Origin of the sequence: Pseudoalteromonas sp. 68 DY56-GL68 (assembly GCF_041414825.1) — a bacterium.
Classification (GTDB): domain Bacteria; phylum Pseudomonadota; class Gammaproteobacteria; order Enterobacterales; family Alteromonadaceae; genus Pseudoalteromonas.
In genome coordinates this window covers 823919-848510 of the sequence record NZ_JAOCZL010000006.1, presented here as the reverse complement: position 1 = coordinate 848510, position 24592 = coordinate 823919, and the positions used below count along the sequence as shown (strand labels likewise).

The window sequence follows — 24592 nt, the reverse complement described above, 5'->3', positions numbered from 1 at the left end:
ATTAACCTCTTCGCCAAGTGTGATACTTTTCAAGTAAGTTGAGTACTTTTTCGGGGGCGTGGGCACGCTTCCACTCGCCTGCAATATATTTATTTCCTTCGGCCCATGTTGGGTAGCTGTGAATAGTGCCAAGTATCTTATTCAGGCCTAGACCATGTTTCATTGCGAGGACAAATTCAGCAATTAAGTCACCCGCATGCTCAGAAACAATAGTGACGCCTAGAATTTTATCTTTACCTTTAGGTGTAATTACTTTGATGAAGCCATTCGTTGCGCTTTCTGTGATGGCACGGTCTAGTTCTGCAAACTCAAAACGAGTTACTTCGTAGTCTAGATTTTGTGATATTGCATCTTGTTCATTGAGCCCAACACGGGCGACTTCAGGGTCGATAAATGTCGTCCAAGGGATAACACGATAATCGACTTTGAACTTTTTAAAGTGGCCAAATAAACCATTAACCGCGGCATACCAACCTTGATGCGCAGCAACATGGGTAAACTGGTATGGACCAACAATATCACCCGCGGCAAAAATATTAGGGTAAAGGGTTTCGAGATAGTCATTGGTTTGAATAGTGCGGTTGGTTTCAATGCCTAACTCTTCAAGGCCGTAACCACTTAAGCGAGCGCTTCGACCCACAGCGCATAGTAACTCATCGTACTCAATGTCGAACTCTTTCTCTTGATGCTGAACAACCAAGTATTTTTTGTTGTTACGAACTTCGCATCGAAGTGCTTGGTGGTTGGTCAATACATTAACGCCACTGCTTTTCAGTGCTTGAGTAGCAAATTCAGAGACTTCTAAATCTTCTTTTATCATGATCCGCTCAGCCATTTCTACTTGTGTGACCTGCGAACCAAGTCGAGCGAAGCTTTGCGCAAGCTCTGAACCAATTGGCCCACCGCCTAACACAACGAGCTTTTTGGGCGGCTCATCTAACTGAGCAAATTTACTCCAAAGCGTATCACTGGTGACATAACCTGCCTCTTCCAAGCCTGGTAAAGGTGGAACAAACGGACGAGCACCCGTAGCAATCACAATTGTTCGTGCACTAAGAGTTTGTTTACCACCTGTACTTAAAGCAATTTCAACCGTCCATGGATCGATTAATTTGCCATAACCTTTAATAACTTCAACGCCCAGTTTAGTGTATCTTTCAACACTGTCGTGAGGAGCAATATCGGCAATAACTTGGTGTACTCGAGCCATCACCTTTTTGAATGAAAAGGTTGCACTGCTTTTTTCTAAGCCATACTTGTCAGCTTGTTGAAATTGTTCAACAACTTTAGCACTTTTTATAATCGCTTTACTGGGCACACATCCGTAGTTTAAGCAGTCACCACCCATTTCACCTGCTTCAATTAATGTCACTTTTGCTTTTACGGCAGCTGCTATATAACTGGTTACTAATCCGCCGGCACCGGCACCTATGACAATCATGTTGCGATCAAATTGCTTTGGTTTTGAAAAGTTCTTATAGATTCTGCGCTTTTTGATGGTATTTAATAACGCTTTGGCTATAAAAGGAAAAACACCTAATAGAGTAAAAGACAAAATTAAGTTAAACGATAAGATTCCAGATAAGCTTTCTATCTGCGCTAGTTGTGTACCCGCGTTTACAAAGACAAACGTGCCTGCCAACATACCTAGCTGACTTACCCAAAAGAAAGTCCAGGCTTTAATCGCCGTTACACCCATTAAAAGGTTAATGAGAAAGAAAGGGAAAATAGGGACGAGACGTAGCGTAAATAAATAAAAGCTACCTTCTTTTTTAACACCTGCATCTATGGCTGTAAGGCGCTCTGGGAAACGCAATTTTATTGCGTCACGCAGTAAATAACGAGAAACCAAAAATGCGATTGTTGCACCCACAGTTGAAGCAAATGAAGCGATAAGTAGACCTTCAATGAGGCCGAATAACGCACCCGCTGCCAGCGTTAAAATTGTTGCACCTGGCAGTGACAGTGCAGTAACGACAACATAAAGTAAAAAAAACGCGCCTATCACTAATAGTGGTGATTGTTCACGCCACTGACTAAATTGATCCATCGAACCTTTTAAGCCATTCAGTGTTAATAACTGATGTAAATCGAAATAGAAAAATGCAGTAACGGCAATTAAGACGCCGACGAGTAAGATTATTTTCTTTAACATGAGTAGCCCTACTTAAAAGGTATGTTGAAAGGTCAATTTGGCATGAATAGGAAGCTCAGGAAAAACTAAAGTTGAGCCAAAGTAACCGCCTTCAAAAACAGGACGCCAGTTATCTTGATTAGTCACATTTGTGATATCTAAACGTAAAGACGTTTGCTCACTGAAGGCATATCGTGTATTCACATTCAAAGTGTATTGATCGCGAATATGCACGGTTGCTAAAAAATCAAGCGGATAGCTTTTGGTGTATATACCGCCTAAGCCAATATCCCATTGAGGAGTGATAGAAAAACCACTGTTAAAGCTAAATGATTGTTCGGGAATACCTTGCACTCGCCTAGTTGATGGCGGAAAAGACGCGAAATTAGGTGCGCCAATACCTGTACCATTAATAATATCAGGACGAGAATTATCAAATGCATCAGCGACTTGGTTTGAGTCTTGGCTACTTGCTGAATTATCGTAGCGGGCATCTATATAGCTGTAACCGGCATTAAACCAGTATTGCCCAGCATCATAAAACACCTGCGTTTCAAAGCCTTTTGTACGAATACCCGTGTTACTTCCATCACGATTTCTGAGGCTACGACGTTGATTAAATAAAGCCGCATCGACATACCAAGGGCTGTCAGTTGGTGAAAATTTTAAACCAATTTCAGCAAGGGTGTTATCGGTTGCAAAATTTTGTGCGCTAATTTGGTTATCACTTCCTAAAACATTACCACCGGCCATGCTATTGGAGGTCGCTTCGTTATAGCTCCCTGTAATATAAGAGGTTAATTCTGAAGTGAGTTTATAGTTAACACTAATCTGCCCAGCGTGCAGGGTTTCATAAATATTATCGCGCGCTGCAACTTGACCTTGTGGTGCAATGGGATCCCGAGCTTCTACATCATAATAGTCAAGGCGATAGCCTAAACTTGTGCGCAATTTTTTAGTCCATTGACTGTCATGCACAAAAGCAAGCCCCGTTTGCCAACTGGTCGAATCGGTTGTATCAGAGAGTGAAAAATCTCCAACACCGTCGTTATCTAAATCGTATTGAGCTCCGGGAGATACAAATACACCTGGCTTTAATTCAACTAATCTTGATTTTTGCTCTGTTGTGAGCGGGATACGGCGGTTTTCAATCGGACCTGTTAAATCAATGGGTAAGTCTGCTTCTGTGGTAAATTGGCTGAACCCTTTTACTTTGTTAAAGCGAACATCAAACGCAAAAATAGAGCTTTGACTATCATTCCATTGGTAGCTTAACTCAGTGCGGTTTTGGGCTGTGTCAGCACCATCAATGATCTCTACAAAGCTATTTTGAGCGACTTCTTCACGTTGCAGGTGCTGAAAATAAGTTGTATTTTTAAGGGTCGCTTTATCATTTAGTTCACGTTTATAGATACTGTGAAGTAAATAGGTCGTGGCTTCATTGATATTATCGGGGTCTGTTAACACTCGGTTTCGCGGTATACGAACTTGCCCTGTGGGTGAAATAATAGCCCCCGCTCCTGCAATAGTATTGCCATTAGGTTGTATACCTTGACCAGTAATATAAAGTCCATCATCAATAAGCGCTTGAGTAGGGCGATTGATACCTGCGTTATCTGTAAATTCAACTTGATAAAGCTCGAAATTTATATCTAAACTACTTTGTGCGTCAGGCAAGAAGCGCACAGCTGCAAATAAACTATCGCTCTTATAACCTGAAAAATCATAAAAACTACCATTATCAATATGTTCAGCACTTACTCTGAAGCCACTTTTACCGTCTACTATCGGCGCTGTGTAATCGAGCTGTGCCGAGTAGTGATCCCAGCGACCAGCCGAAAGCACCAGTTTGCCTTGAGATTGTTCAGTATTTGCCTTTTTTGAGCTCAGGTTTACAAAGCCCCCATTTCGTTGACTACTACCAAATAAAACGGGTGGTGCACCTTTTACTACATCTATTTGCTCAATAGCATTGAAGGATATTGGAATGCCAAAACCGTTATTACCTGCTTGTCGGCGAACGCCATCTTGAAATAATTCACCTAACTGCCCCCTTAAAGTTGGTAAGCTCGGATTACCAAATCCGCTAGCTGAATAGCTATTAGGTGTAATAGATAAAATATCTTGCAGGGTGGTGATATTGAGTTGTTCGATCATTTCATTGGTGATTGGCGTTACACTTCGTGCAATATCTTGTAGAAAAAGATCATCGCCAAAAGGTCCATTTATAGGCGTATCTTTAGGTGTCATTTGGGTATTTTTTAATTGCTCGCCTGATATTTGAATAACCTCAATCTCATTATTCTCGGTAGCAAGTGATACAAAGCTTGCACAAATACTCAGCGCTAAAAATGCGTATTTCAAAATGTTCTCTCTGCGATTAAATAATTTATTGACGATGAATGAGACCAACAGCCAGAAAAAATACTTTCAAAGCATTTTTATTTTATTTTTGTAATGTTTCTTTTTATTTTCGGTCTTGTTGTTTTTAAGCGTGAATAGTTCAAAGGAAAAATAATGATTCAATCAACTACATCAGATATACACAATCGCTTGCAATGGTCGCTTTTATCATTACGTTTGGGCGTGTTTATCGTTATGTTAATGTGGAGCTTGGATAAATTTGTAAATCCAAGTCATAGTGCTATTGTGTTTGAGCACTTCTATGGGTTGAGTGGCTCAACAGATACAATTGCCTATATTCTAGGAAGCTTGCAAATAATTTTAGTGTTTGCTTTTGTGGTGGGGTTTAAGAAAAAAGTCACTTACGGTTTAATATTTTTATTACACGGCGCATCCACACTTTCTTCGTATGCTCAATATATAGATGGGTTCAATAATTTACTTTTCTTTACTGCATGGCCAATGTGGGCAGCCTGTTTTACATTATATTTAATGCGTGATGAAGATGTGAAGTATGTAGTGTGATTTTATAAACTAGTTTAAATACTCTTAGCCTAATTTAAATAGAATAAATTTATTTTCTTATTTTTATATTAATGATTTTTAATGAAATTTAAATGCGCTAGAAATAAAAAAGCCCAGCGAACACACAAGCTGGGCCTTTTGACAACAATTTGGTTGAGTCACTGCGTGTGCAATGACTCGGAATAAAAAAGCTTAGAGAACACACAAGCTAAGCTTTCGACAACAATGTGGTTGAGTCACTGCGTGTGCAATGACTCGGAATAAAAAAGCTTAGAGAACACACAAACTAAGCTTTTGACAACAATGTGGTTGAGTCACTGCGTGTGCAATGACTCGGAATAAAAAAGCTTAGAGAACACACAAGCTAAGCTTTTGACAACAATATGGTTGAGTCACCGCGTGTGCAATGACTTCGGATATAAAAAAGCCAAGAGAACACACAAACTAGGCTTTTTGTGACAACAATTTGATTAAAGTGCTAAGTTTTTCTTAGCGCGGTTGAGGTTGTGATTAACTAAATCATTACCCGACATTTTTACCGCTTCATAAAAATCTGATAGTGCAGCTGTGTCGTTTTTCGACATAATGCGTGCTATACCACGGTTACTTAAAGCGAATGATGTAAGCTCTCGACGTTTATAGCCGCGTACTTCGCTTTTATTTAGAAGCTTGATAGCTTCGGTACACAAAGATTCCGCGTGGCTGAAATTTTTAGATTTCACGCTTGCTGCGCAACGATTGAATGCAAGTTCATATTGACTATTTAAATCAGTTGCTTGCGCTGTGCTATTTAACACCGCGTCGTATTGGCCTTGCATAATTGCTTGCGATGAATCTGAGTCGTTAATTACCATCAGTTTGTAGTCACTTTGCTCAGCGATTGCAAAAGCTGAACATGTTAGTAATGAGCTAAGAGCAAGTCGTTTTAAAAGTGGTTTAAACATGATTAGTTTCCTCGTTAATCGCAGCATCGTTTGCTGATGAGTTAACTTTAGAGTAATCCCTCTAAATCGACAAACGATTAAAATAAACCTGATAGATGAATTTTTTTAACTTATAGAGTAAAGCCTTAATTAAACTTGCTATTCCAACTTGCAAGTAATGAAAAGTTCTTACTTCTTCTTTTTGGATCTTGTTATATGTGATTTGTGCATGAGTATTTAGCCCGTATTATAGGTATTTTTTAATTAGTGATGAGCTGCACGAAGTGTTTTGTAAAGTGAGAAATAGCTAAGTTAAAAATTAAACTTGGCGGTTAGACTGTTGTTACGAGAAATAGAAACCTTCTTCCCAATGGAGGCATCCACTCGCTGTGATGCACGAGGAGTGGCCGTATTAACTTTACGTGATGAAGAAAAATATGTGCTAAAAAATTAAGCTATTGCAGTGGTTGTCTCGCTTGATAACCAGTTCAGCGCAGATGTTTTAGATTTAAATATCTGCATAGTCATACCTGTTTTTTTATATAAATTGCAGTACGTATTACTCAATAGGTTTCCACCTTCAAGCCCCTCCTTTATGATAAAGGCTGTTTTTTTCGGTGCACTATTCTGGCGCTTTAAATCAGCTAAATACATCATTAGTTTTTCCAGGGCACCAGGCGTTGCCATGCACGAGTTGTCAAACTCAACTAATTCACACCAGTCACCGTGCTCTGCAATGATTTTTTCAATATAAGTTTGTTGAGTAAATGACAGGGCATCAATAATCTCTTCATTGAATGGGCCAACTGCGGTTGTAAAAAGCGTATTTTGACGTTGATAAAACTCAACAAGGCCATGGGGCTTAAAATCTGTGTATGGATAATATTTAGTTGAGGCTATGCTGTGCATTAGTTCAATCCCTGAGCCTTTGATATTAGTTAATAATTATTAGTATTTGATAATAGCAGCGAATTCAACAAGGTCAATATTTATACTCTAAATTGAGATGGTTTGAGTCATGAGCAGAGGGGGTTTATTACCATGTTGAACCCGCTTGTATATAAATTGCATTTTGCTCAGGGCCATGCGCAACATCCACACCGATAGTTATGCCGTAATGTTCATCGACTAGGTAGCGAATTCCTGTTCCGACTGTATCAATTGTGTTGGCTTTGGATAAACCTGAAAAACTGTCAGCAGTCCAGCCCATACCTGTAAACGCATTTAGCTTGATATGTTTGGTTATTTTGTAGCTGAGCTCAGCTTCTGTTACAAGCACATCAAACCCTTGGTATCGTGTTGCTGAGACACCACGTAAATTAATGCTGGGGGGAATGTAGACCGGGAGGCGTTTATTACTTCGATTGGTGACAGTGTCATACTGCATTCGTAATGCTAAGTTAATTCTATTGGTCAATTGCCAGTAATTAAGTGCTGTTAATTTTAGACTTGTGTAATTGACTTTACTACCAATACTTTCATCAAAGTAGAGGTACTCAGCTTTGAAATTATAGCCTTTTTCTGGGTTTAGAGGATTATCACGACTATCATACTCAAGTAAGGGACCAATTCCCGATGTATTGATATCTAACGATAAATGCTCTTTTATTATGTCGTTATCGAGCAAAAAATCTTCAATAGGGTTGTCTGCAAGGCTGATATCGACTTGGCGGTAAATCTGTTTTAAGCCATAAAAAAAATTACTATTACCATAACGTAACTTTAAGTTTTGAAAAACGGCAGGTCCTTCAATATTTAGGGATAACGGTGTAAGAAGCTCTATGTCGTCGAAGGTGTAAAAGTCTAGGTTAATACTCGCCCAGCCAACAATACCTTGGTAGCGTATACGGTCTTGATCCCAAAAAGTAATATGTCCAATGGCAGCACCTTTAGTACCATTTTTGGTGCCCATAAGGCCTACTAAGCTAATGCTATTTGGTAGTGTTGTGCCCGTTTTATTTTTCTTTTCATTATCGTGAAAGAATAAACCAACAACCCCTAAGCCAGGCCCTACAGCTGGCTCAGTGATAAAAGCAGGGATAGGTAAAAAAGAAATTGGCTCATCAATCTTTTGTTGATTATCTAGCTGTGTTTCTGCAGGCTTAATTGCATAGTCATCGTAACTAGAGGCAAAGGAGCAGCTGCTTATTAAAGTTGCAGCCAACAAATTCAGACATACAACTTTTTTCACTTATTTATTGCCTCTGTTTTTTGTTAACGAGAAGAGCATAAATTGCAAAACGATTAGAGCTGATAGTTAAACTCAATGCGATGATCGCCATCCATAAAATCAACATTTTCATTCCAGTTTGCAAAATAGCGTAAGTTCATTCTGGGATTTATTTGATAACTTGCGGCAAATTCGTGTGTTAAAATATGGCTTTGATCGTAACCGTAATAATGGTCTTTGTAGGTATCACTACCACCGATAGTGGTTAGCCAAAAAGGGTTATAGTTGAGCCAAATTTTGTCAGTAATTGTCACTTTTGCGTACATACCCACTAGGCCATAAGCGCCCATAATTGAATAGCCACTATCGCGAGTGCCGTCATCCTCTAACGTATTTTCGCCTAAAGATGTGCCTAAACCTGCTAATGGGTAAAAGGTAAAACGTCCCACGGGCTTTAATGCTTTGATATAGCTGTAGGATAAATCCATGCTTTCATCAGCCACTAAATTAGCATTCAAATTATAGTTGGCATCTATTTGAGTGGCACTCATTGTGGTTAGGTCAACAGAGAAATTACGAAAACGAAATGAATCAATAGAATCTGTTGTTACATGATCGCTTTCCCAACCAAGTGCGTCACCATAAATGCCCTTCACTTCAATAACATTCATTCCGGCAGTTGTTTCGACGCCTGTATCGTAAGCTTGCCCAACCTTAAGATTTATTCCTTTATTGGTTGCACCTGCTCCGACTTGAGTATAAACAGCTAGGGGATCTGACATGTCTTGAACTTCTTTTTGTTCAGCAAGCGCATCAGACAATGGAATTAGTAGTGAAAATAACAGAGTGATTTTTCGACAGTTCATGTGCTTTCCTTACACAAAGTGGAAGTGAAAAAGTACGCTTTAGTTACTTATAATCTATTTAAAGTATTAGTTCAATAGTATTAAAAATGAACAAAGGACTATTTTACAAGTAAGATAATATTATTTGATTTTGCACAAAATTAGATAAATAAAGTAATCAATTTATTCAATGAAAACTTGATTTAAATCGTTTTTTCGTAGTTCGGAACTAGAATAGCTATATTTTTAACCTATACTGAAATAGGCTCTTTTTAGAGTAAAGGTACTAGTTAAACAAAAAGGATGATTTATGAAAAAAATAATAGCGGCCGCTATTTGTAGCTTGGTCTCCACAGTGAGCCTCGCCGCTGATAAGCCAAATGTACTCGCCATTATGGTTGATGATGTTGCCCCCATCTCCCTAAGCGCATACTCTCACGGCATGACTTACCCAACGCCTAACATAGATCGTATAGCAAATGAGGGAGCACTTTTTACAGATCACTATGCTCAGCCAAGCTGTACCGCAGGTCGAGCCGCGTTCTTGATGGGTCAGTTGCCCATCAGAACAGGGCTAACAACTGTGGGTCAACCAGGTAATCCTTTAGGTATTAAAGAAGCCGATCCAACATTAGCTGAGTTTTTAAAAGACCGCGGTTATATGACGGCTCAATACGGTAAAAATCACTTGGGTGATTTAGATGAGCACTTGCCTACTAAGCATGGTTTTGATGAATTTTATGGTAACTTATACCACTTAAATGTATCCGAAGAGCCAGAACAAGCTGATTACCCAAAAGATCCTAAGTTTGTGAAAAAGTTTGGCCCACGAGGTGTTATCGAATCTTACGCTAATGGCAAAATTATTGATACCGGCCCACTTACTCGCAAACGCATGGAAACCTTTGATGAAGAGGTGTTAGAACGCTCACTTAACTTTATGGAACGAGCAGTAAAAGCAAAAAAACCATTCTTTATCTGGCACGCCACAAGTCGCATGCATGTTTACACTCACTTAAAACCTGAAAGTCGAAATTTAGCGACGGGCATTAGCTCTGAAGAAGATGTGTTTGGTAGTGGTTTAATAGAGCACGATGGGCATGTAGGTCAGCTGCTTGATAAATTAGATGAGCTAAAAATTGCTGATAACACCATTGTTATTTATACCAGTGATAATGGCCCTGAGCAGTCAAGTTGGCCTGATGCAGGGACGACTTCGTTCCGCGGTGAAAAGATGACAACATGGGAGGGGGGCGTTCGTGTACCTTTCTTAGTACGTTGGCCTAACAAAATACCAAAAGGCTTAAAGCTAAATGGTATTTCATCGCATGAAGATGTGTTTCCAACAATTGCTGCCGCACTTGGTGAAAAGAACTTGCGTGAAAAGCTTAAAAAGTCAGACAAAGTTTATATCGATGGTGAAAACAACCTTGATTACTGGACAGGTAAAGCGGATAAATCAGCGCGAAACTTTTTCTTTTATTACTATGAGTCTCAGTTAACAGCAATACGCTTTGGTCCATGGAAAATGCACTTTGCAACGAAACCAACGGGCTTATACTATGATGATATGATTACTCATAGCATGCCTAAACTTTTCAACTTACGTAAAGATCCATTAGAGCACTATGATGGCGTAACGGGTTTTCATCAAATTATGCGTAAGAGTTGGTTATTACAACCTATTATTGCAAAGCTGAATGAACACGTTAAAACATTTGTAGAGTTTCCACCTCGTCAAGAGTCTGCTTCTTTAAATGTTAACGAAGCAATAGAGAAAGCTAAATCACTGAATTACGGTCATTAACTACTATATAAATTTAGTTGAGAAAGGGCCATATTGGCCCTTTTTTACTTTATTTATTAATACTATTCATCATTTCAAGTTGCCCAACAAATTGCTGTATTTGCTGATTATTAGGTACTAGGCGTGCTAAGTTACGTGCGTAAAATAGTGCTTGAGCGTAATTTTTTTGTGCGGTGTACCACTGTGCTAAGCTATAGCTAATGTCAGGGTTGTTTGGTGTTAACTCAAATGCCTGTTCAAGAGCTGCAATAGCCTGTGGCATATCTCCTAAATCTTGTAACAGCAAGGCGTAGGTGAAGTGGTAATTGGCATTATCTCTTGCCAGCGTAGTCGCTTGTTGTAGGTGTGTTAGTGCTTTTCTCTTTTCCTTAGAGCGAACTAAACTCATCGCGAGCGCATAGTGAAGGTCAGCACTGGTATTATTGATAGCCAACCCTTGATTTAATATTTCTTTTGCAGCTAACTCATTTTGTTGGTTTCTGTATAAATCAGCTAAGTTAACATAAGCAGGTACAAAAATCGGCTCAATCTGAATGGCTTTTAAATAGTGAGCTTTTGCTTTTTCAGGTTGTTGCAATGAAAGTGCCAGATTGCCAAGGTTTGTATGCGAAAAGCCTCTTTCTGATTGATATAGTTGGTTTTTCTTATACTCTTCGAGTGCAGATTTTAAGCGCTTGGTATCTCGTTCGTTTAAACTACTTGGGAAGGGTTCCATTAACATGGGGGCTAAAGCACGTGCAGCTTCGCTCCTTATCGGTAAGTGTTTGTCATCAAGCAATGGGTTCAGCATTTTCCAGCGTTGATTAATATCAAATGGCATTGCCGCCTCTATGGCAGCTTGTCGCTTGAGTGGCTCAGGGTCTTTGACTGAGCGAACAATTCCAACAATGGCGTTATTATCAGGCGTTGTTGCTAAGCGGCTTAATGCTGACGCACGAATGATGTCAGGAAAGTCTTTATTCTGTACTATTTTCGTTAGCATGGTTGATGCATTAGGTAAGCGGTTATCTGCGGCATAAAAGGCTTCAGAAAAGTGCGCTGTGCCAAGATGTTTTGGATGTGGATGCCAGTCTTTTATTTTTGCAACCGCCCACTGTGGGGTTTTACTTTCGTGACAACTATTACATGCATTCGGGGCGTTGGTTTTTAATGTTAAGTCTGGGCGCGGTACACGAAAGCTATGATCGCGCCTGTCATCGACTTGCATATAAGTTGTTGCTGGCATATGACAATCAACACATTGACTACCACTTGTAGCCACTTTATGGCCGTGATGTTTTGGTGTGTCGAATATCTCCTGACTATGGCATTGTGTACAGGTTTGATTACCCGGTAGCTTTAATTTTCCAGAGTGAGGGTTATGGCAGTTACTACAGGTAACCCCCGCATTGAACATCTTACTTTGTAAAAAAGATCCCCATACATAGTCTTCATCCCAAACTTGTCCGTCAACATGGTACAGCTCGGGTGTTAGTAATGAACCTTGAAAAGTGTGTAAAAAGCTGTGTGGATCTTTGCGGTCATCAAGCTGTGAGCGGCGAGCATGGCACGTTGCACACATTTGCACTTGCTTGCTTTTTACGAGTGGTTGCACGCTTTTCATACTGCCATCTGCTTGTTGAGTAAAAAGTGGGGTTTGCTTTTTAATATTATGAGTAAAGCCCTTATCGGCAATGCTGCTATCGCCATCAGCCCATTTTATATGAGCTTGGGTATCGCCATGGCAGGCTTTACAGCTAACGTTAATACTTGAGTAAGTTGAATCAAAGCTATTAGTTTTAAGGTCAAATTGCTTTTTGAAATCAGTTGAATGGCAATCAGCACACATGTGATTCCAGTTTTGGCCTTTTTGCGACCAATGAAATAGGTCGTGCTTTTTCTGCTCTGGGTGAAGTACAAACCAACGTTGTCCCCCCTCAGCTTTACTACGCGAGTCCCAGGCAAATGGAAAAAGCTGTATGTGGCCTTTGCCCATATCAAACATGTATTGTTGTAATGGCTTATAGCCAAAAGTGTATAAAACTGGGTAGTCAGTTAGTTTGCCATCAAGGTTTGGCATGCTAATAAAAGGTTGTTGGTTTTGTTTGTAAAAACGCGCTTTCTGGTCTTCGTATTCGAGAGTTTGGTCGTTGAAATTACCGAGCACAGTAGCGGCTGTGGCTTTTTCCATTGCATGAAAATGGTGCGAAGACTGCCAATCTTGTACTTGGCTTTGGTGGCAGTTTACGCACTCTGGTTCGGCCTGTAAATTGAATATAGTCAATCCAATAAAAAAGCATACTACACGCACCATTAAATAATTCCTTTTTACTTTTTGCCCACACTTTTAATAAGTTATATTAGTTTTAGAGTGTAAGTAAAGCCAATGACAAAAAGAAAAACGCCTTGCTTTTAAAGCAAGGCGTATAGATTATTTATCTGTATCTTTTACAGCCTTTAGTTTGGCTGCATGGTCAATCTCAAATTCAGGCATGTTTTTATTGCCCTGTATTAAGTAGTTGTCCATCCAACGCATTAGACGAAGGCTGTAATCGTACTGAGCGGCAACCTTACGGTTACCATGTCCTTCACCTGGGTAGTAGACTAAGCGTACATCTTTGCCTTGTACTTTCATGTAACGGTAAAGCTCCATTGATTGAGCAGGGTGTACGCGTGGATCCTCTTTACCATGCATGATAAGCAGTGGTGTTTTAGATTGGCCCGCCCAGTAAATAGGGCTGCGCTCTAAATACCATTGCCATTTATCCCAAGGATATGAGCGTGCGTGAACCAGATTCATTTCGTTAGAAATATCCGTTGTTCCAAATTTTGATAGTTGGTTAGATACACCCACAAACATCACACTTGCTGCAAAGTGTTCAGTCAGCTTTGTTGCACCCCACGCTGAGGCATAACCACCGTATGAGCCACCGGTGATACCAACACGTTTTGTATCAACAAGTCCCATTTCTACAAGGTGATTTTTAAAATCGACCAAATCGTCAAATTCTTTGCCTGCATAGTCGTTTTGGCCTAGTTTTGAGTAATCAACCCCCTTACCTGTTGAACCACGGTAGTTAGGATAGAAAACAGCATAACCACGCGCGGCTCCCATTTGCCCAGGGCGAGAATAATTGGTTACCCAGCCATTTTTATCATGGCTTTCAGGCCCACCATGGACAGACATAATTAGTGGGTATCGGGTACCTTCTTTATAATCAAGAGGGTAAACCAATATACCTTCTATATCGACACCATCACGTGCTTTAAGTGAGATAGTCTCTTGTTTGGCAAAGCGTTTATCATTTAACCAAGGGTTAGAATCAGTTAAACGAGTTGCTTTATTACCACGGATAATAAACACCTCATTTGGATGCTTTGCTGTATTAGCGCGCACAGTTAAGGTTTTATCTGAATCAGACACACTTAAATTGCTGGCAATAAAGCGACCTTCTTCAATGATCTTTTTATACTTTTTACTGCCCGTTTTAATACTTGCAACAAAACTTTCTGTACCAACATTTGCGATGAAGTTTAGTGTATTGCGTTTATGAGACCATTCAAAATCAACGATATGGCCCATAAAGTTTGGTAGCCACTCTGTGATTTCTGCCGTTTTTGTATCAGCAATAAATAAGCGACCAGTAGCTGGATCATGTTTATCCTCAGCACCTAAAATCGCGATATACTTACCATCAGCAGATAATTCGGCATCGCCTAATTTACCTTCGGTTTTAAAAGATAAGGTTACCTGGTCATTTGCAACATCATATAAATGCCACATTGACTTAGTGTATTTGTCATCAATAAGAGCAGTTGGTTGAGTTTTAACAAGTAGTTTTTCACCGTTAGCTGACCAATTCATATCACTAACATAATCACTAACGTTTAATGCCGTTGGCTTTAATGGCGTGTCTGTTTTTGCAAGACTAACAATGAAAAGCTGTTTATTATCAAGACCAAGCTCATATACTTCTGCCATAAAACCTAATTTTTTTAGCTCTTTTTCAGACTTATCTTTGGCAGGGAGTGCTAAAATAGCGACTTGTTGATTGTCAGGGCTTAGCTCGTAACTTGATATTGATGTGTCTTTTAAAGACATTACTTTTTGAGCTTGGCCACCGTCAACGGGTATTTGATACAGTGAAGTGAATTTTTCATCGTTTAATTTAGCAAGAAAATAAATGGTTTTGCTATCTTTAGACCATTGAATGCTGCCGATGTTAACCTTACCTGTAATGTACGGACGCTCAACGCCTTCATCATCAACAATGTAAAGTTCGCTGTAATTACGACCATTTTCATCTTTGTACAGTGTACGTGGCACTGAGCGGGTAAACGCAACCGAGTCACCATCAGGGCTTACGCTTGTTTGGATAACTGATTGTATTGTTGGAATGTCGTCAATTGTAATTGTGTCGTTGGCAGTAGCAAATGTACTTGAAAGACCAACGGCTAAGGCTAAAGCAGTTTTTAGCATAGTAGTTCCCTTCGCTTGTTATGTTCTGCGGTGATTATAGCAGTGTGGAATCGCATTAGTAACAAATGCGATCAGTGGCTGTAACGAATACCTAAATAAAACCGTCGACCATTCTTATAGATGCCCGTAGGAGCATACTGATTACGTTCATATGTGTAGGTTGTTTCGTTGGTAAGGTTTATTGCATCAACAATAATATCAAATTGTTTGTTTAGTTTTATGGTTAAATTACCGTCCAATTGACCGAAGTTTTCCATGATGGTTTCACCTACGCCAGTCGCAAAGTCAGTGCGATAATTGTATGCTAAACGGCCACTAAAGTGTTCGTTTTCGTAGTAGCTAGTTAAGTTTATTGTATGTTTTGAAGTACCAGGAATAGCGTTAAGGCTGGCATTATTACGTTTACTTCTTTGGCCATCAACAAAGGTATAATTTGCAATTAACCCGAAACCATAAAATAGTTCTTGTTGATAACCGAGTTCAAAGCCACGAATCGTACCACCACTGCCATTGATTGGTCTGTCTATTGTCATAGCAATGTTTTCATGCACTTCAACACCACGGTTAAATTCAATAAATGACTCAACATCTTTATTAAATAAAGCGGCAGACAATAGCCCTGCATCAGCAAAGTACCATTCAAGGCTCGCATCAAATTGATTTGCTCTGTAAGGGTCTAAATCAGGGTTACCGCCTTGACCTTGTGCTTGGGTGACATTGTAGTTGGTAGAAGGCATTAAGTGATTATATTGCGGGCGAGACATGACTCTGGCTACACTAAAGCGAGAAATCACATCATCGGTAATATCAATGTTGAGGTTTATACTCGGCAGTAAGTCTGTGTAATTTTTATAGTGGGTTTGCCATTGATAGCTGTCCGGAAGCTCAATAGGTGATGCGATGCGAGCATAAGCAGCGCTATCTTGACGAGTATTAACAACTCGTAGCCCAAGGTTTGCGTTGTATGTATCGCCATTTAAATTTAGCTTAACATAGCCCGCAGTCGTTCTTTCTTGTATATCAAAACGACTGGCTTTTTCTTCCTGCTGTTCAAAATTAAGTGTATTAAATTGCTCTGCAAGTAAATTGATATCAACATAGCTATAGTTTTTTAAAGTATGCTGATTACCAATGCCGGTTAAAAAATCATCTGGGATAGCAGCAGGAAAATCAGCGAGTGTCCAAGCAAGTTGCTCTGTTAATTGATCGTATGAGCCATTAATTGAGCGTAAGCGAATAAAGTCACGTTGATGATCACGGTATTTTACGCCAAATTTTATAGAAGAAATAATTGAATGATCAACGGCACGTTCAAAGTCAGCTTGTATATAAAGCTCTTGATCAGTGGAATCTTGACTGTCGTTTCTGGCCTCGGTGAGTTGCCATTGTGCAGCATCAAGAGGTGAAATGGCATAATCAGCAATGATATTTTGTTGTTGCCGTGTGTCGACACTAAACGCCGTATTTGCTGAGAATTGAGAGGTATAGTCTTGCTTTGAGCCTCCACCGCCATGAGTAAAGCCTAACTGGTAAGTATTATGCCACAAATCAGCCTGTTGCGATGCGATCAACTGAATACTGCTCGTGTCGATTTGTGATTCTCGCCAAATAGCTTCCATTGCAGTGCTATAAGGCCTATTTATATCAGTGACTTTGCTATAACGAGCAAAAGCCAATGTATTGTTGATGATTTCAGCGTCATGAATGCGGCCCCCTCTGGCAAAAACGCTACTTGGTTGCCATAAAAAGTTTTGGTTACTGTTATCGGCATCAAGCACGGAATACAAGCCATTTAGTTGAATATTCCAATCAAAATTAAGTTGGTGCTCAAAAGCAAATGTTGCAGTGGTAAGAATTCGACGTTGCTTAAAGAGTGCCGAACCACCACCGCCTGGCGTCCAAACTCGATTTATATCGGCTAGCCTGTCTACAGGGGAGAGGCTGTTATCATCATTCAAGGCGTAGTTTTGTTCGTGCCACCCCCATGACTCTAGGCCATCACGACGTAATGAGCGCTCATTTCGACTAAAAGTTAGTAATAAGCCAGTGCTCTGTGCACTATTTTTCCAGTTATAGAAGCTCGCTAGTTGTGGATCAAACTCACCTGATAGGTCGTTATACTGCAGTTGCGTATTTATCACAAAGTGCTTATTCGGTGTTGTAAGAGGGCGCATAGTTTTTATGTTAACCGCTCCCCCTAATGATCCTTCATCATGGTCCGCTTGTGGTGTTTTATAGACTTCGAGTGAAGCAACTAAATCAGCGGGCAACAAGGTATAGTTAAACCCTCTGTTGGGTTGTGATGAAATCCACCAATCGGCTGATGCAATTGATTGACCATTTAAATAAGTACGGTTTTGCTCTGGTGTTGTTCCTCTAACACCCACTCGCTCACCTTCACCTTGAATACGTGATAATGAAATACCGGTCACACGTTGGAGTGCCTCTGCGACATTTTTATCAGGAAATTTACCGATATCTTGTGCGCTAATAGTATCTATAATTGATTGACTATTTCGTTTATCATGGAGCGACTTGACAGCGCTGTCATTAAAGCCCCTGATTTGAATGGTTTCTAAAGCGTTCTTTTCTTTATCACTTGTTTGAGCAAAGCTGTACGTTGAACTAAATACAAGTAAAATAAAACCAATATAGGTAAAAATGTTAATAAAATTGAGCGTTCTTAAAGCCATGCCAAATCCAATAAAGCGGTTAATGTGTTCTTCAAGTTGCCTCATGATAATAAAATCAAGAGTTTGTTGCTTGTTGTCAGTACCTTATTTATATTTTACGCTTTCTCGATTAATTTAACCATAGATTAACCTGTGTAACAATTGAACAAATGTCGATGTCAACCCAACAAAAAGTAATGCTTAACGATGTCATCGTTGACTTTGTGAGCCTGAAAATAAAAATACAGAACGAATGGGTTGATGTAGAGTCTAGGCAATTAGCCTTGTTGTCTTTGTTATTAAAAAAACAGGGCGAAGCTGTTTCACGAGAACAGATTATGGATGCGCTATGGGGAGATGTGATCGTCAGTGATAACTCGGTGAGTCAACTGGTCACTCAACTTCGAAAAAGCCTTCATGATAATAAGTCTCCACCGCAAATTATTAGAACGATTCCTCGCATCGGCTATCAGCTAATTGCCAATGTGAGTGAACCGCCAACACTGTTTGATAAGGCTCGTCAACATTCACCAAAAAAGATGGCATTGTTTGGCGTCACAGGTATTGTTGTCGGTGTAATTAGCACTTTACTTTTACAGTATTTATTCACGGCAAAGGGCAAACCGACAGAGTTTAACTACCGTGCTCGCGTGACATCTGCACCAGGCACTGAGGCTTTTTTACGTTACTCCCCTGATGGACGATATTTAGCGTTTAGTCAGTCAAACGAATTACAAAATCAGTTTGACTTAGCTGTATTCGATCAACAAAGCCAAACAGTTCATAATATTAAAAGCTCAGGTTATTCCGAAGAAGCACCAGTATGGTCACCAGATGGTCAGTGGTTGGCATATTATCGTTATGACCCGTTACGCTGTGATATTCGCATAATAGGTGTTAATAACGCGATTGAAACATGGCGTTTGAGTCCAGAGTATACCTTAACACAGTGCCAGCCCAGCAGCGCTCCAACACGGCTCAAGTGGTATAAGCCAGATGCACTTTTTGGCATCGTTTGGCACGACAACCAGCCCCGTTTGATGAAATACACGCTGAGTTTGGGTGATAAAGTTAAAGTGCAAGATACAACCTTGATAGGGGAGTTTAAACCTCTCGCGTTTGATATTAGTGGCGAAGGAAAAATGCTGATTGTTGAAAAGCAGGGCATTTGGTACACACTAAGCGAAGTGAATTTGTATAACCTGAGTGAGCAGCGCATTATTAGTCGTCAGCAGTATAAACAACAGCCCATCTATGGCGCGTTTGCAAAACATATTTGGTCAGTGGAAGATGAACTGATGCGCAGCACATTCCAGGGGGTAAAACACTCATTACATAAACCTATGGGGTTTATTGCCAGTTTAGATGTAAACCCTGTTAATGGCGACGTTGCCCATGCAGAGGGGTTAGCGCAAATAAATGCCTATCAACTCAGTTTACATAAAGGCAGTGACGGAATAAGTGTTGATAAAACCACTCAGCTTGCCTCTTCAACCCGTATGGACTTCATGCCTACCGTATCAAGCAATGGTGAGCAGGTTGCATTTATTTCTGTACAGCGTCCTGGTGTCACTCGGTATTCTCAAGCAGAGATTTGGATTAAACATCAACGCCGAAAAGGAGCCAATCGAGTGGCTCAATTACCCAGCCATATTACGCCAAAATACCTGCAATTTTCGCCTAATGGCGATACATTATTGTTGCTAGATGAAAGACAAAATGTGTATTTAATAAATTCTTTTTCACGCCGATTGGTCCCTGTTATTTCAGGCTTTGAGCAATTGAATGCGGTTCGTTGGTCTGATGATAGCCAAACTATTTTTTATCAAGCAAAATCGCAGCAGGGTGAATGGCAAGATTGGCAGTATGATTTGCAACTGAGCAGTAACTCATTAAAGGCAAATAATGTGACACCCCGCAGGTTATCGCCAGCTCAGCCTCTGTGGCAATTGAATCCGTCCTACATTAACTATGAGCGCACATTGCGTGTTTATCTGTCAGCAGCTTTAGAGCAACATGTTCCCTTATCACAACTATTGCCATCACTTAGTTTATATAAGCCAGCCTTATTTGAAGGGGGGATGTATTATATTCTTCGCGAAGGCCATCAGTTATCTTTGTATTGTTATGTCATTGCTTCACAAAAAAATATATTTATTAAAAAACTAGGTGCTTATGGGTTAGATATAGGAGTTAATTTGACAATGAGTAGCTCTGTGGATGGAACACAATTGGTGTTTAGTCAGGTTGATGGTGTTGAAACTGATATTTTGTTACATCAAGTGGTTAATTAAGTAACGTTAAAAAGGCTGAAATGGCTTGAGTACTCCAGTTTCTGTCGCGTGCTTCATTGAGCGCAGCTTGTGCAGAGAACTTAGCTTGTTCGATTTGTTTTTGTTGTTGTTGAAGTTTGGCCTGTAGCAACAATAGTTGTGGATGGCTTTTATCTAGTTTTAATGCATCATCTAATGCCTGTTGAATATCAGCAACGGGTTCGTTTAATTCAAAAAGAAGTGCTGCTAAATCGCGCTTAGCTCTAAAGTGGCCTTGTACGGCTGCCGCAATTAGCCATTTTCGTGCTTTGTTAGGTGCATAATCAACATACTGTTTGTTTAATAACTCACGACCAAGGCGATATTGAGCATTAGCAAAACCATTTTGCGCGGCCAATAAAACCCAATTTAAGCCTTTTTGCCTGTCTACTCGACCATAATCACCGCGCAGCAAATTAGCGCCTATTCGGTATTGAGAATTAGCGTAACCATTGCGAGCTGAGGTAAGTAATAACTCACTACTGGCGGTGTCTTTTTGCCAGTGATATTTTAATAATTTACTCGCATTGTACTTATCAGAGCTTAACCAATTAGCAATATAGTATTGAACTAGTGCATTGCCTTGTTCGGCTGCATCTATTAATTCGCTTATTTCACTTTGGTAACTTTTTTGCTGACGCTGAAAACTTTGCTGGTATTGCTCACCTTTGAAGGTTGTAAAGTGATAGAGCAAAGAGCGATTATAATATGCGTGCTCTATCTCGCTAGGTGCTTCATATTGCCAACGTTTGACAGCATTTATGAGAGGCTTGTCAAACGTATTTTTGGGGTAAGAGTCTACGAGTGTAATATCGCCAACAGCGCCGTTTTTATCAATATCAAACTCTAACCAAACCCAACCCTCTAAACCATTGTTGTAGGCGTGTTCGGGGTAGGTTGGTTCAACGGTATAGCTACGATACACACTTTGTTCATGCACAGGCTCTGCGGTTAGTTCTGGGCGCAGTTCTTGATCATACTTTTCATAACTAATATTCGTTAACAAGGCTGCGTATGCATCTTCAAGTGCTTGGTGTTGTTGTTCACTTTGTTTGGCGATAAGCCTTGCAGTATCGCGTGCTTCTTCTAGGCCAAAATCAGCGGCTAAATTAAACCACGCATAAGCTTTGGCAGGGTTTTTCTCACGGCCTTGACCATGCAAATACATAACACCAATATTATATATCGCATCTACATTACCTAACTGAGCAAGCTCGTAAAACTGTTGCTGAGCTTTGTTATAATCGCCTTGATGATAAGCTAAGGTGGCATCGAGAAGATCGGCTTTTACACTACAAGATAAAAGAGCATAAGTGACCAGCCATGCAAATAGTTGCATGGTTCGAGTTGCACGTTTTGCATCTTTTGGGTGAGTGGTTATGAGCGACACTGGTAATTTATTTTAAGATTTTAAAAGCTCTTTAGTCATTGATTGTACTTGTTTTAGCCATGATTGCTAGAACAACACATGCTATTTAATCAATAAAAAAAGCGGTGAACAAAGTCCACCGCTCAAAGACCTCAGGGCATTGAGGCTCACCATCCATGGCGATAGTCGGATACCTGTGTTAGCAAGTGTGTCGACTAGAAATTGAAACGAACCCCAGCAGAAAAGCGACGCCCGTCAGCATATACGCCTGTAAGTGCTTGCTTAACGCCTTCCTCTTGATAGCTGAAGGTATGCTCATCTGTTAGGTTGGTTGCTTCGAAAACAGCGGTGATGTTTTCAGTGATATTAAAGTTAAAAGTGGCATCAACTTGGCCGTAATCATCTTGATAACCAGGCCATGCACGACCTGTGTCGTAACCAGTACGGAAGTTATAAGAAATTCGACCGCCAAAACGTTCAGTTTCGTAGTAAGTGCTGATGTTATACGTATGCTCAGAAATACCAGGAATAAGCACATCGTTGCCTTCTAAGTCTTTTGACTCTCCATCAACAAATGTGTAGTTAGCCGCGACCCCAAACCCTTCTGTTATTTCTGTTTGGAAACCAAGCTCTATTCCTTTTAATGTGCCTGACGGACCATTAATCGGACGGCTTATTTCAATTTCCACACCGTTAAATATTTCGGTTTGGGTGTTATTGCCTAAAGTAGACTGTAAGTCTTTATAGAACAGAGCGGCTGAAAAAATGCCTGCATCAGCGAAATACCACTCGTAGCCAACATCAAATTGTGTTGCACGGTATGGGTCTATATTTGAGTTACCACCCGTACCTACACGAGTTTCTGTGTTATAGGTTGTGGCATTCGTCATTGCGGCGTAGTCTGGACGCGTCATAACACGTGCAGCACCAATACGAAGTAACATGTCGTCATTTAAGTCAATTGCTAAATTTAAGCTTGGAAGAATATCAAAGTAACTGGTTTCTTCTTCTTGCCACGCTTTAGCATCAGCAGGTCCTACATAGGCACCTGTGGTTTGTTTGGTTTCAACTAAACGCACACCCACGTTACCACGCATACCTTCCACATCGATATCTGCTTTTACATAACCTGCGAAGATGTTTTCTTCGATTGCAAAGTTACTATCGAACAGTAGGTTATATTGCCAATCAAGGGCATCACCATCACGACGTACTTTTCCAAGATCCGTCATTGCATAATCACGCAATGTACCGCTTGATCCAATATCCGATAAGAAGTCGCTTGGTGCAGGGTTCGAATAGTCGGCTAGGCTCCAGTTTAGATCTGTGCGAGTCTGTGACTGCAAGCGAACATTTTCACGCTTGTGATCACGGTATTTAACACCGAACTTAATTTTACTGAATACTGCGACATCAATTGCACGCTCAAAATCTGTTTGAGCATAGTATTCTTTATCGAGTGCATCATTTGAGTCGTAACGTAAAAAGCCTAAATTCCATAAACTACCATCGGCAGGATCGTTGGCGTAACTTGTTTCAATACTTTCAGTGTTTGCCGCGTTGTAGCTATGTACCGTGTTACCTTCCCAGCCAACGCTTCGGTCTGTTTGAGTTCCTCCCGAACCTTCTGTTACACCAATGTGGTAAGATGATTTCCACGTTTCGCCTTCATGAACCAGTTTAATATCGTATGAATTGGTTTTAAGTTCTGAATTACGAACTTTTGTTTCATCAAGAACATTATTCCCTGTTTCAGATAAACCAAAGGTACCAGCTTGGGCGAAGCGACCTACCTTGTCATGATCAACAACATCTAAAGACGTGTATTGTGAACCACCATAGCCAGGTAACCAAAGGAAGTTTTGGTTGGCATTATTGGCCTTCATGGTTGAATCAAGTGCATTGAAGGTAATATCAATATCGTCTGTTGGGCGGTATTGAAGTGTTAAATTGAAACCTGTTCTGATTCTTTCTTGGGTGAACATGGCTGAACCACCACCACCAGGTGTGTACACATCTTCAATAACAGAGCCATCTTCTAGGGTTACATCACGGTGTGTCCAGCTCCATGCTTCAATACCATCGCGACGAAGATTACGTTTTTGTTTAAAAACAGAGACGAGTGCACCAAACGTTTCGTTGTCATTTTTCCAGCTGTAAAGACCTGCAAGTTGTGGGTCTGTTTCGCCAGAAACCTCGCTGTGCTGCATCAGCACTGAGCCTGCTATTTTATTTGCTTCAAGATCGAGAGGTTTGCGTGTTCTAACAATTACCGTACCACCGATCGAACCTTCATCAATGTCGGCTTCAGGTGATTTATAGACTTCAAGGCCTGATACTATTTCAGAAGGAAGCATTGTATAGTTAAAGCCCCTGCTTGCTGATGAATCGACCCACCAATCTGCAGAGCCAACTGCTTGGCCATTTAATAAAGTACGGTTTTGGTTTTCTGAGGTACCACGAATACTAATACGTTCACCCTCACCAAACGCGCGACTCATTGATACGCCCGTTATACGTTGTAGCGATTCGGCAACATTTTGATCAGGAAACTTACCAATATCTTCTGATGTAACGGCATCTACAATTGAGTTTGCATAGCGTTTTGTATTGAGTGACTTTACAACGCTGCCGCGAATACCGCGGACTTGAATAACTTCTACTTCATCGGTGGTAGCTTTATCTGCCTCATTAGCAAATACAGGTAAACTGATACCCGTACTTACCAATGACAAGCTGATAGCTAAACTTAATTTATTTTTGTTCAAGCTTAACATTGTCGATCCCCTTGAATTCGAACTGTTGTCTTATCATTTGTGTTTGTACTTGTGTGGATGCACATAGCACTGAATTGTTGTCAAACTAACGCAACTTCATGTTGCTTATTTTTCTTGCTCTGATTTTAGGCAGCGCTGTCATTTTTAGTTTGAGAGGCTATTAAACGCTTTTAAATGCAGGGGAGTCTTGAATCTG

General features: G+C 40.3%; 14 protein-coding genes. 3 read left to right on the top strand and 11 right to left on the bottom strand.

Going from position 1 to position 24592, the window contains the following annotated elements; translation table 11 throughout:
• Position 1: 1 nt before the first annotated feature.
• On the bottom strand, positions 2 to 2155 hold the full coding sequence (locus NYF15_RS04535; RefSeq protein ID WP_371352930.1) for an FAD-dependent oxidoreductase: 2154 nt from the start codon (positions 2153 to 2155) through the stop codon (positions 2 to 4).
• Positions 2156 to 2167: 12 nt separating this feature from the next.
• On the bottom strand, positions 2168 to 4498 hold the full coding sequence (locus NYF15_RS04530) for a TonB-dependent receptor (protein WP_371352929.1): 2331 nt from the start codon (positions 4496 to 4498) through the stop codon (positions 2168 to 2170).
• Between the two features lie 153 nt (positions 4499 to 4651).
• Here NYF15_RS04530 and NYF15_RS04525 point away from each other — a divergent pair, with 153 nt between their 5' ends.
• A complete protein-coding gene (locus NYF15_RS04525; protein WP_371352928.1) occupies positions 4652 to 5062 on the top strand; it encodes a hypothetical protein in 411 nt (136 codons plus the stop codon).
• A gap of 470 nt (positions 5063 to 5532) precedes the next feature.
• On the opposite strand, the gene NYF15_RS04520 is transcribed toward NYF15_RS04525, so the two are convergent.
• The 4 genes from NYF15_RS04520 to NYF15_RS04505 all read right to left on the bottom strand — a co-directional run bounded on the left by NYF15_RS04520 (position 5533) and on the right by NYF15_RS04505 (position 9021).
• The gene (locus NYF15_RS04520) at positions 5533 to 6006 is read right to left on the bottom strand and encodes a hypothetical protein (RefSeq protein ID WP_130151755.1); all 474 of its coding nucleotides are present in this window, start codon (positions 6004 to 6006) and stop codon (positions 5533 to 5535) included.
• A 429-nt stretch (positions 6007 to 6435) separates the two neighbouring features.
• Positions 6436 to 6894: a hypothetical protein gene (locus NYF15_RS04515; protein ID WP_371352927.1), complete on the bottom strand. Its 459-nt coding sequence runs from the start codon at positions 6892 to 6894 to the stop codon at positions 6436 to 6438.
• A 127-nt stretch (positions 6895 to 7021) separates the two neighbouring features.
• Positions 7022 to 8176, bottom strand: a complete 1155-nt coding sequence (locus NYF15_RS04510) for a BamA/TamA family outer membrane protein (RefSeq protein WP_371352926.1) — start codon at positions 8174 to 8176, stop codon at positions 7022 to 7024.
• A 53-nt stretch (positions 8177 to 8229) separates the two neighbouring features.
• Positions 8230 to 9021 carry a hypothetical protein gene (locus NYF15_RS04505; RefSeq protein ID WP_371352925.1) on the bottom strand — a complete coding sequence of 264 codons (792 nt, stop codon included), beginning with the start codon at positions 9019 to 9021 and terminating at the stop codon, positions 8230 to 8232.
• A gap of 289 nt (positions 9022 to 9310) precedes the next feature.
• Between NYF15_RS04505 and NYF15_RS04500 the strand changes: the two genes are divergently transcribed.
• Complete coding sequence (locus NYF15_RS04500; RefSeq protein WP_237119114.1) at positions 9311 to 10807, top strand: arylsulfatase; 1497 nt, start codon at positions 9311 to 9313, stop codon at positions 10805 to 10807.
• A 49-nt stretch (positions 10808 to 10856) separates the two neighbouring features.
• On the opposite strand, the gene NYF15_RS04495 is transcribed toward NYF15_RS04500, so the two are convergent.
• The 3 genes from NYF15_RS04495 to NYF15_RS04485 form a co-directional block, all read right to left on the bottom strand.
• Entirely contained in the window at positions 10857 to 13100 is a 2244-nt protein-coding gene (locus NYF15_RS04495; RefSeq protein WP_371352924.1) for a tetratricopeptide repeat protein, read from the bottom strand.
• Between the two features lie 117 nt (positions 13101 to 13217).
• Positions 13218 to 15266: a prolyl oligopeptidase family serine peptidase gene (locus NYF15_RS04490; protein ID WP_371352923.1), complete on the bottom strand. Its 2049-nt coding sequence runs from the start codon at positions 15264 to 15266 to the stop codon at positions 13218 to 13220.
• A 71-nt stretch (positions 15267 to 15337) separates the two neighbouring features.
• On the bottom strand, positions 15338 to 17959 hold the full coding sequence (locus tag NYF15_RS04485; RefSeq protein ID WP_371352922.1) for a TonB-dependent receptor: 2622 nt from the start codon (positions 17957 to 17959) through the stop codon (positions 15338 to 15340).
• A gap of 155 nt (positions 17960 to 18114) precedes the next feature.
• Here NYF15_RS04485 and NYF15_RS04480 point away from each other — a divergent pair, with 155 nt between their 5' ends.
• Positions 18115 to 20232 (top strand): winged helix-turn-helix domain-containing protein, encoded by a 2118-nt coding sequence (locus NYF15_RS04480; RefSeq protein ID WP_371352921.1) that lies wholly within the window; start codon positions 18115 to 18117, stop codon positions 20230 to 20232.
• Here the strand turns inward: NYF15_RS04480 and NYF15_RS04475 are convergent.
• Both NYF15_RS04475 and NYF15_RS04470 read right to left on the bottom strand, forming a co-directional pair.
• The gene (locus NYF15_RS04475; RefSeq protein WP_371352920.1) at positions 20225 to 21640 is read right to left on the bottom strand and encodes a TonB family protein; all 1416 of its coding nucleotides are present in this window, start codon (positions 21638 to 21640) and stop codon (positions 20225 to 20227) included. The genes NYF15_RS04480 and NYF15_RS04475 overlap by 8 nt on opposite strands.
• A gap of 194 nt (positions 21641 to 21834) precedes the next feature.
• On the bottom strand, positions 21835 to 24396 hold the full coding sequence (locus NYF15_RS04470) for a TonB-dependent receptor (protein ID WP_371352919.1): 2562 nt from the start codon (positions 24394 to 24396) through the stop codon (positions 21835 to 21837).
• Between the last annotated feature and the right edge of the window lie 196 nt (positions 24397 to 24592).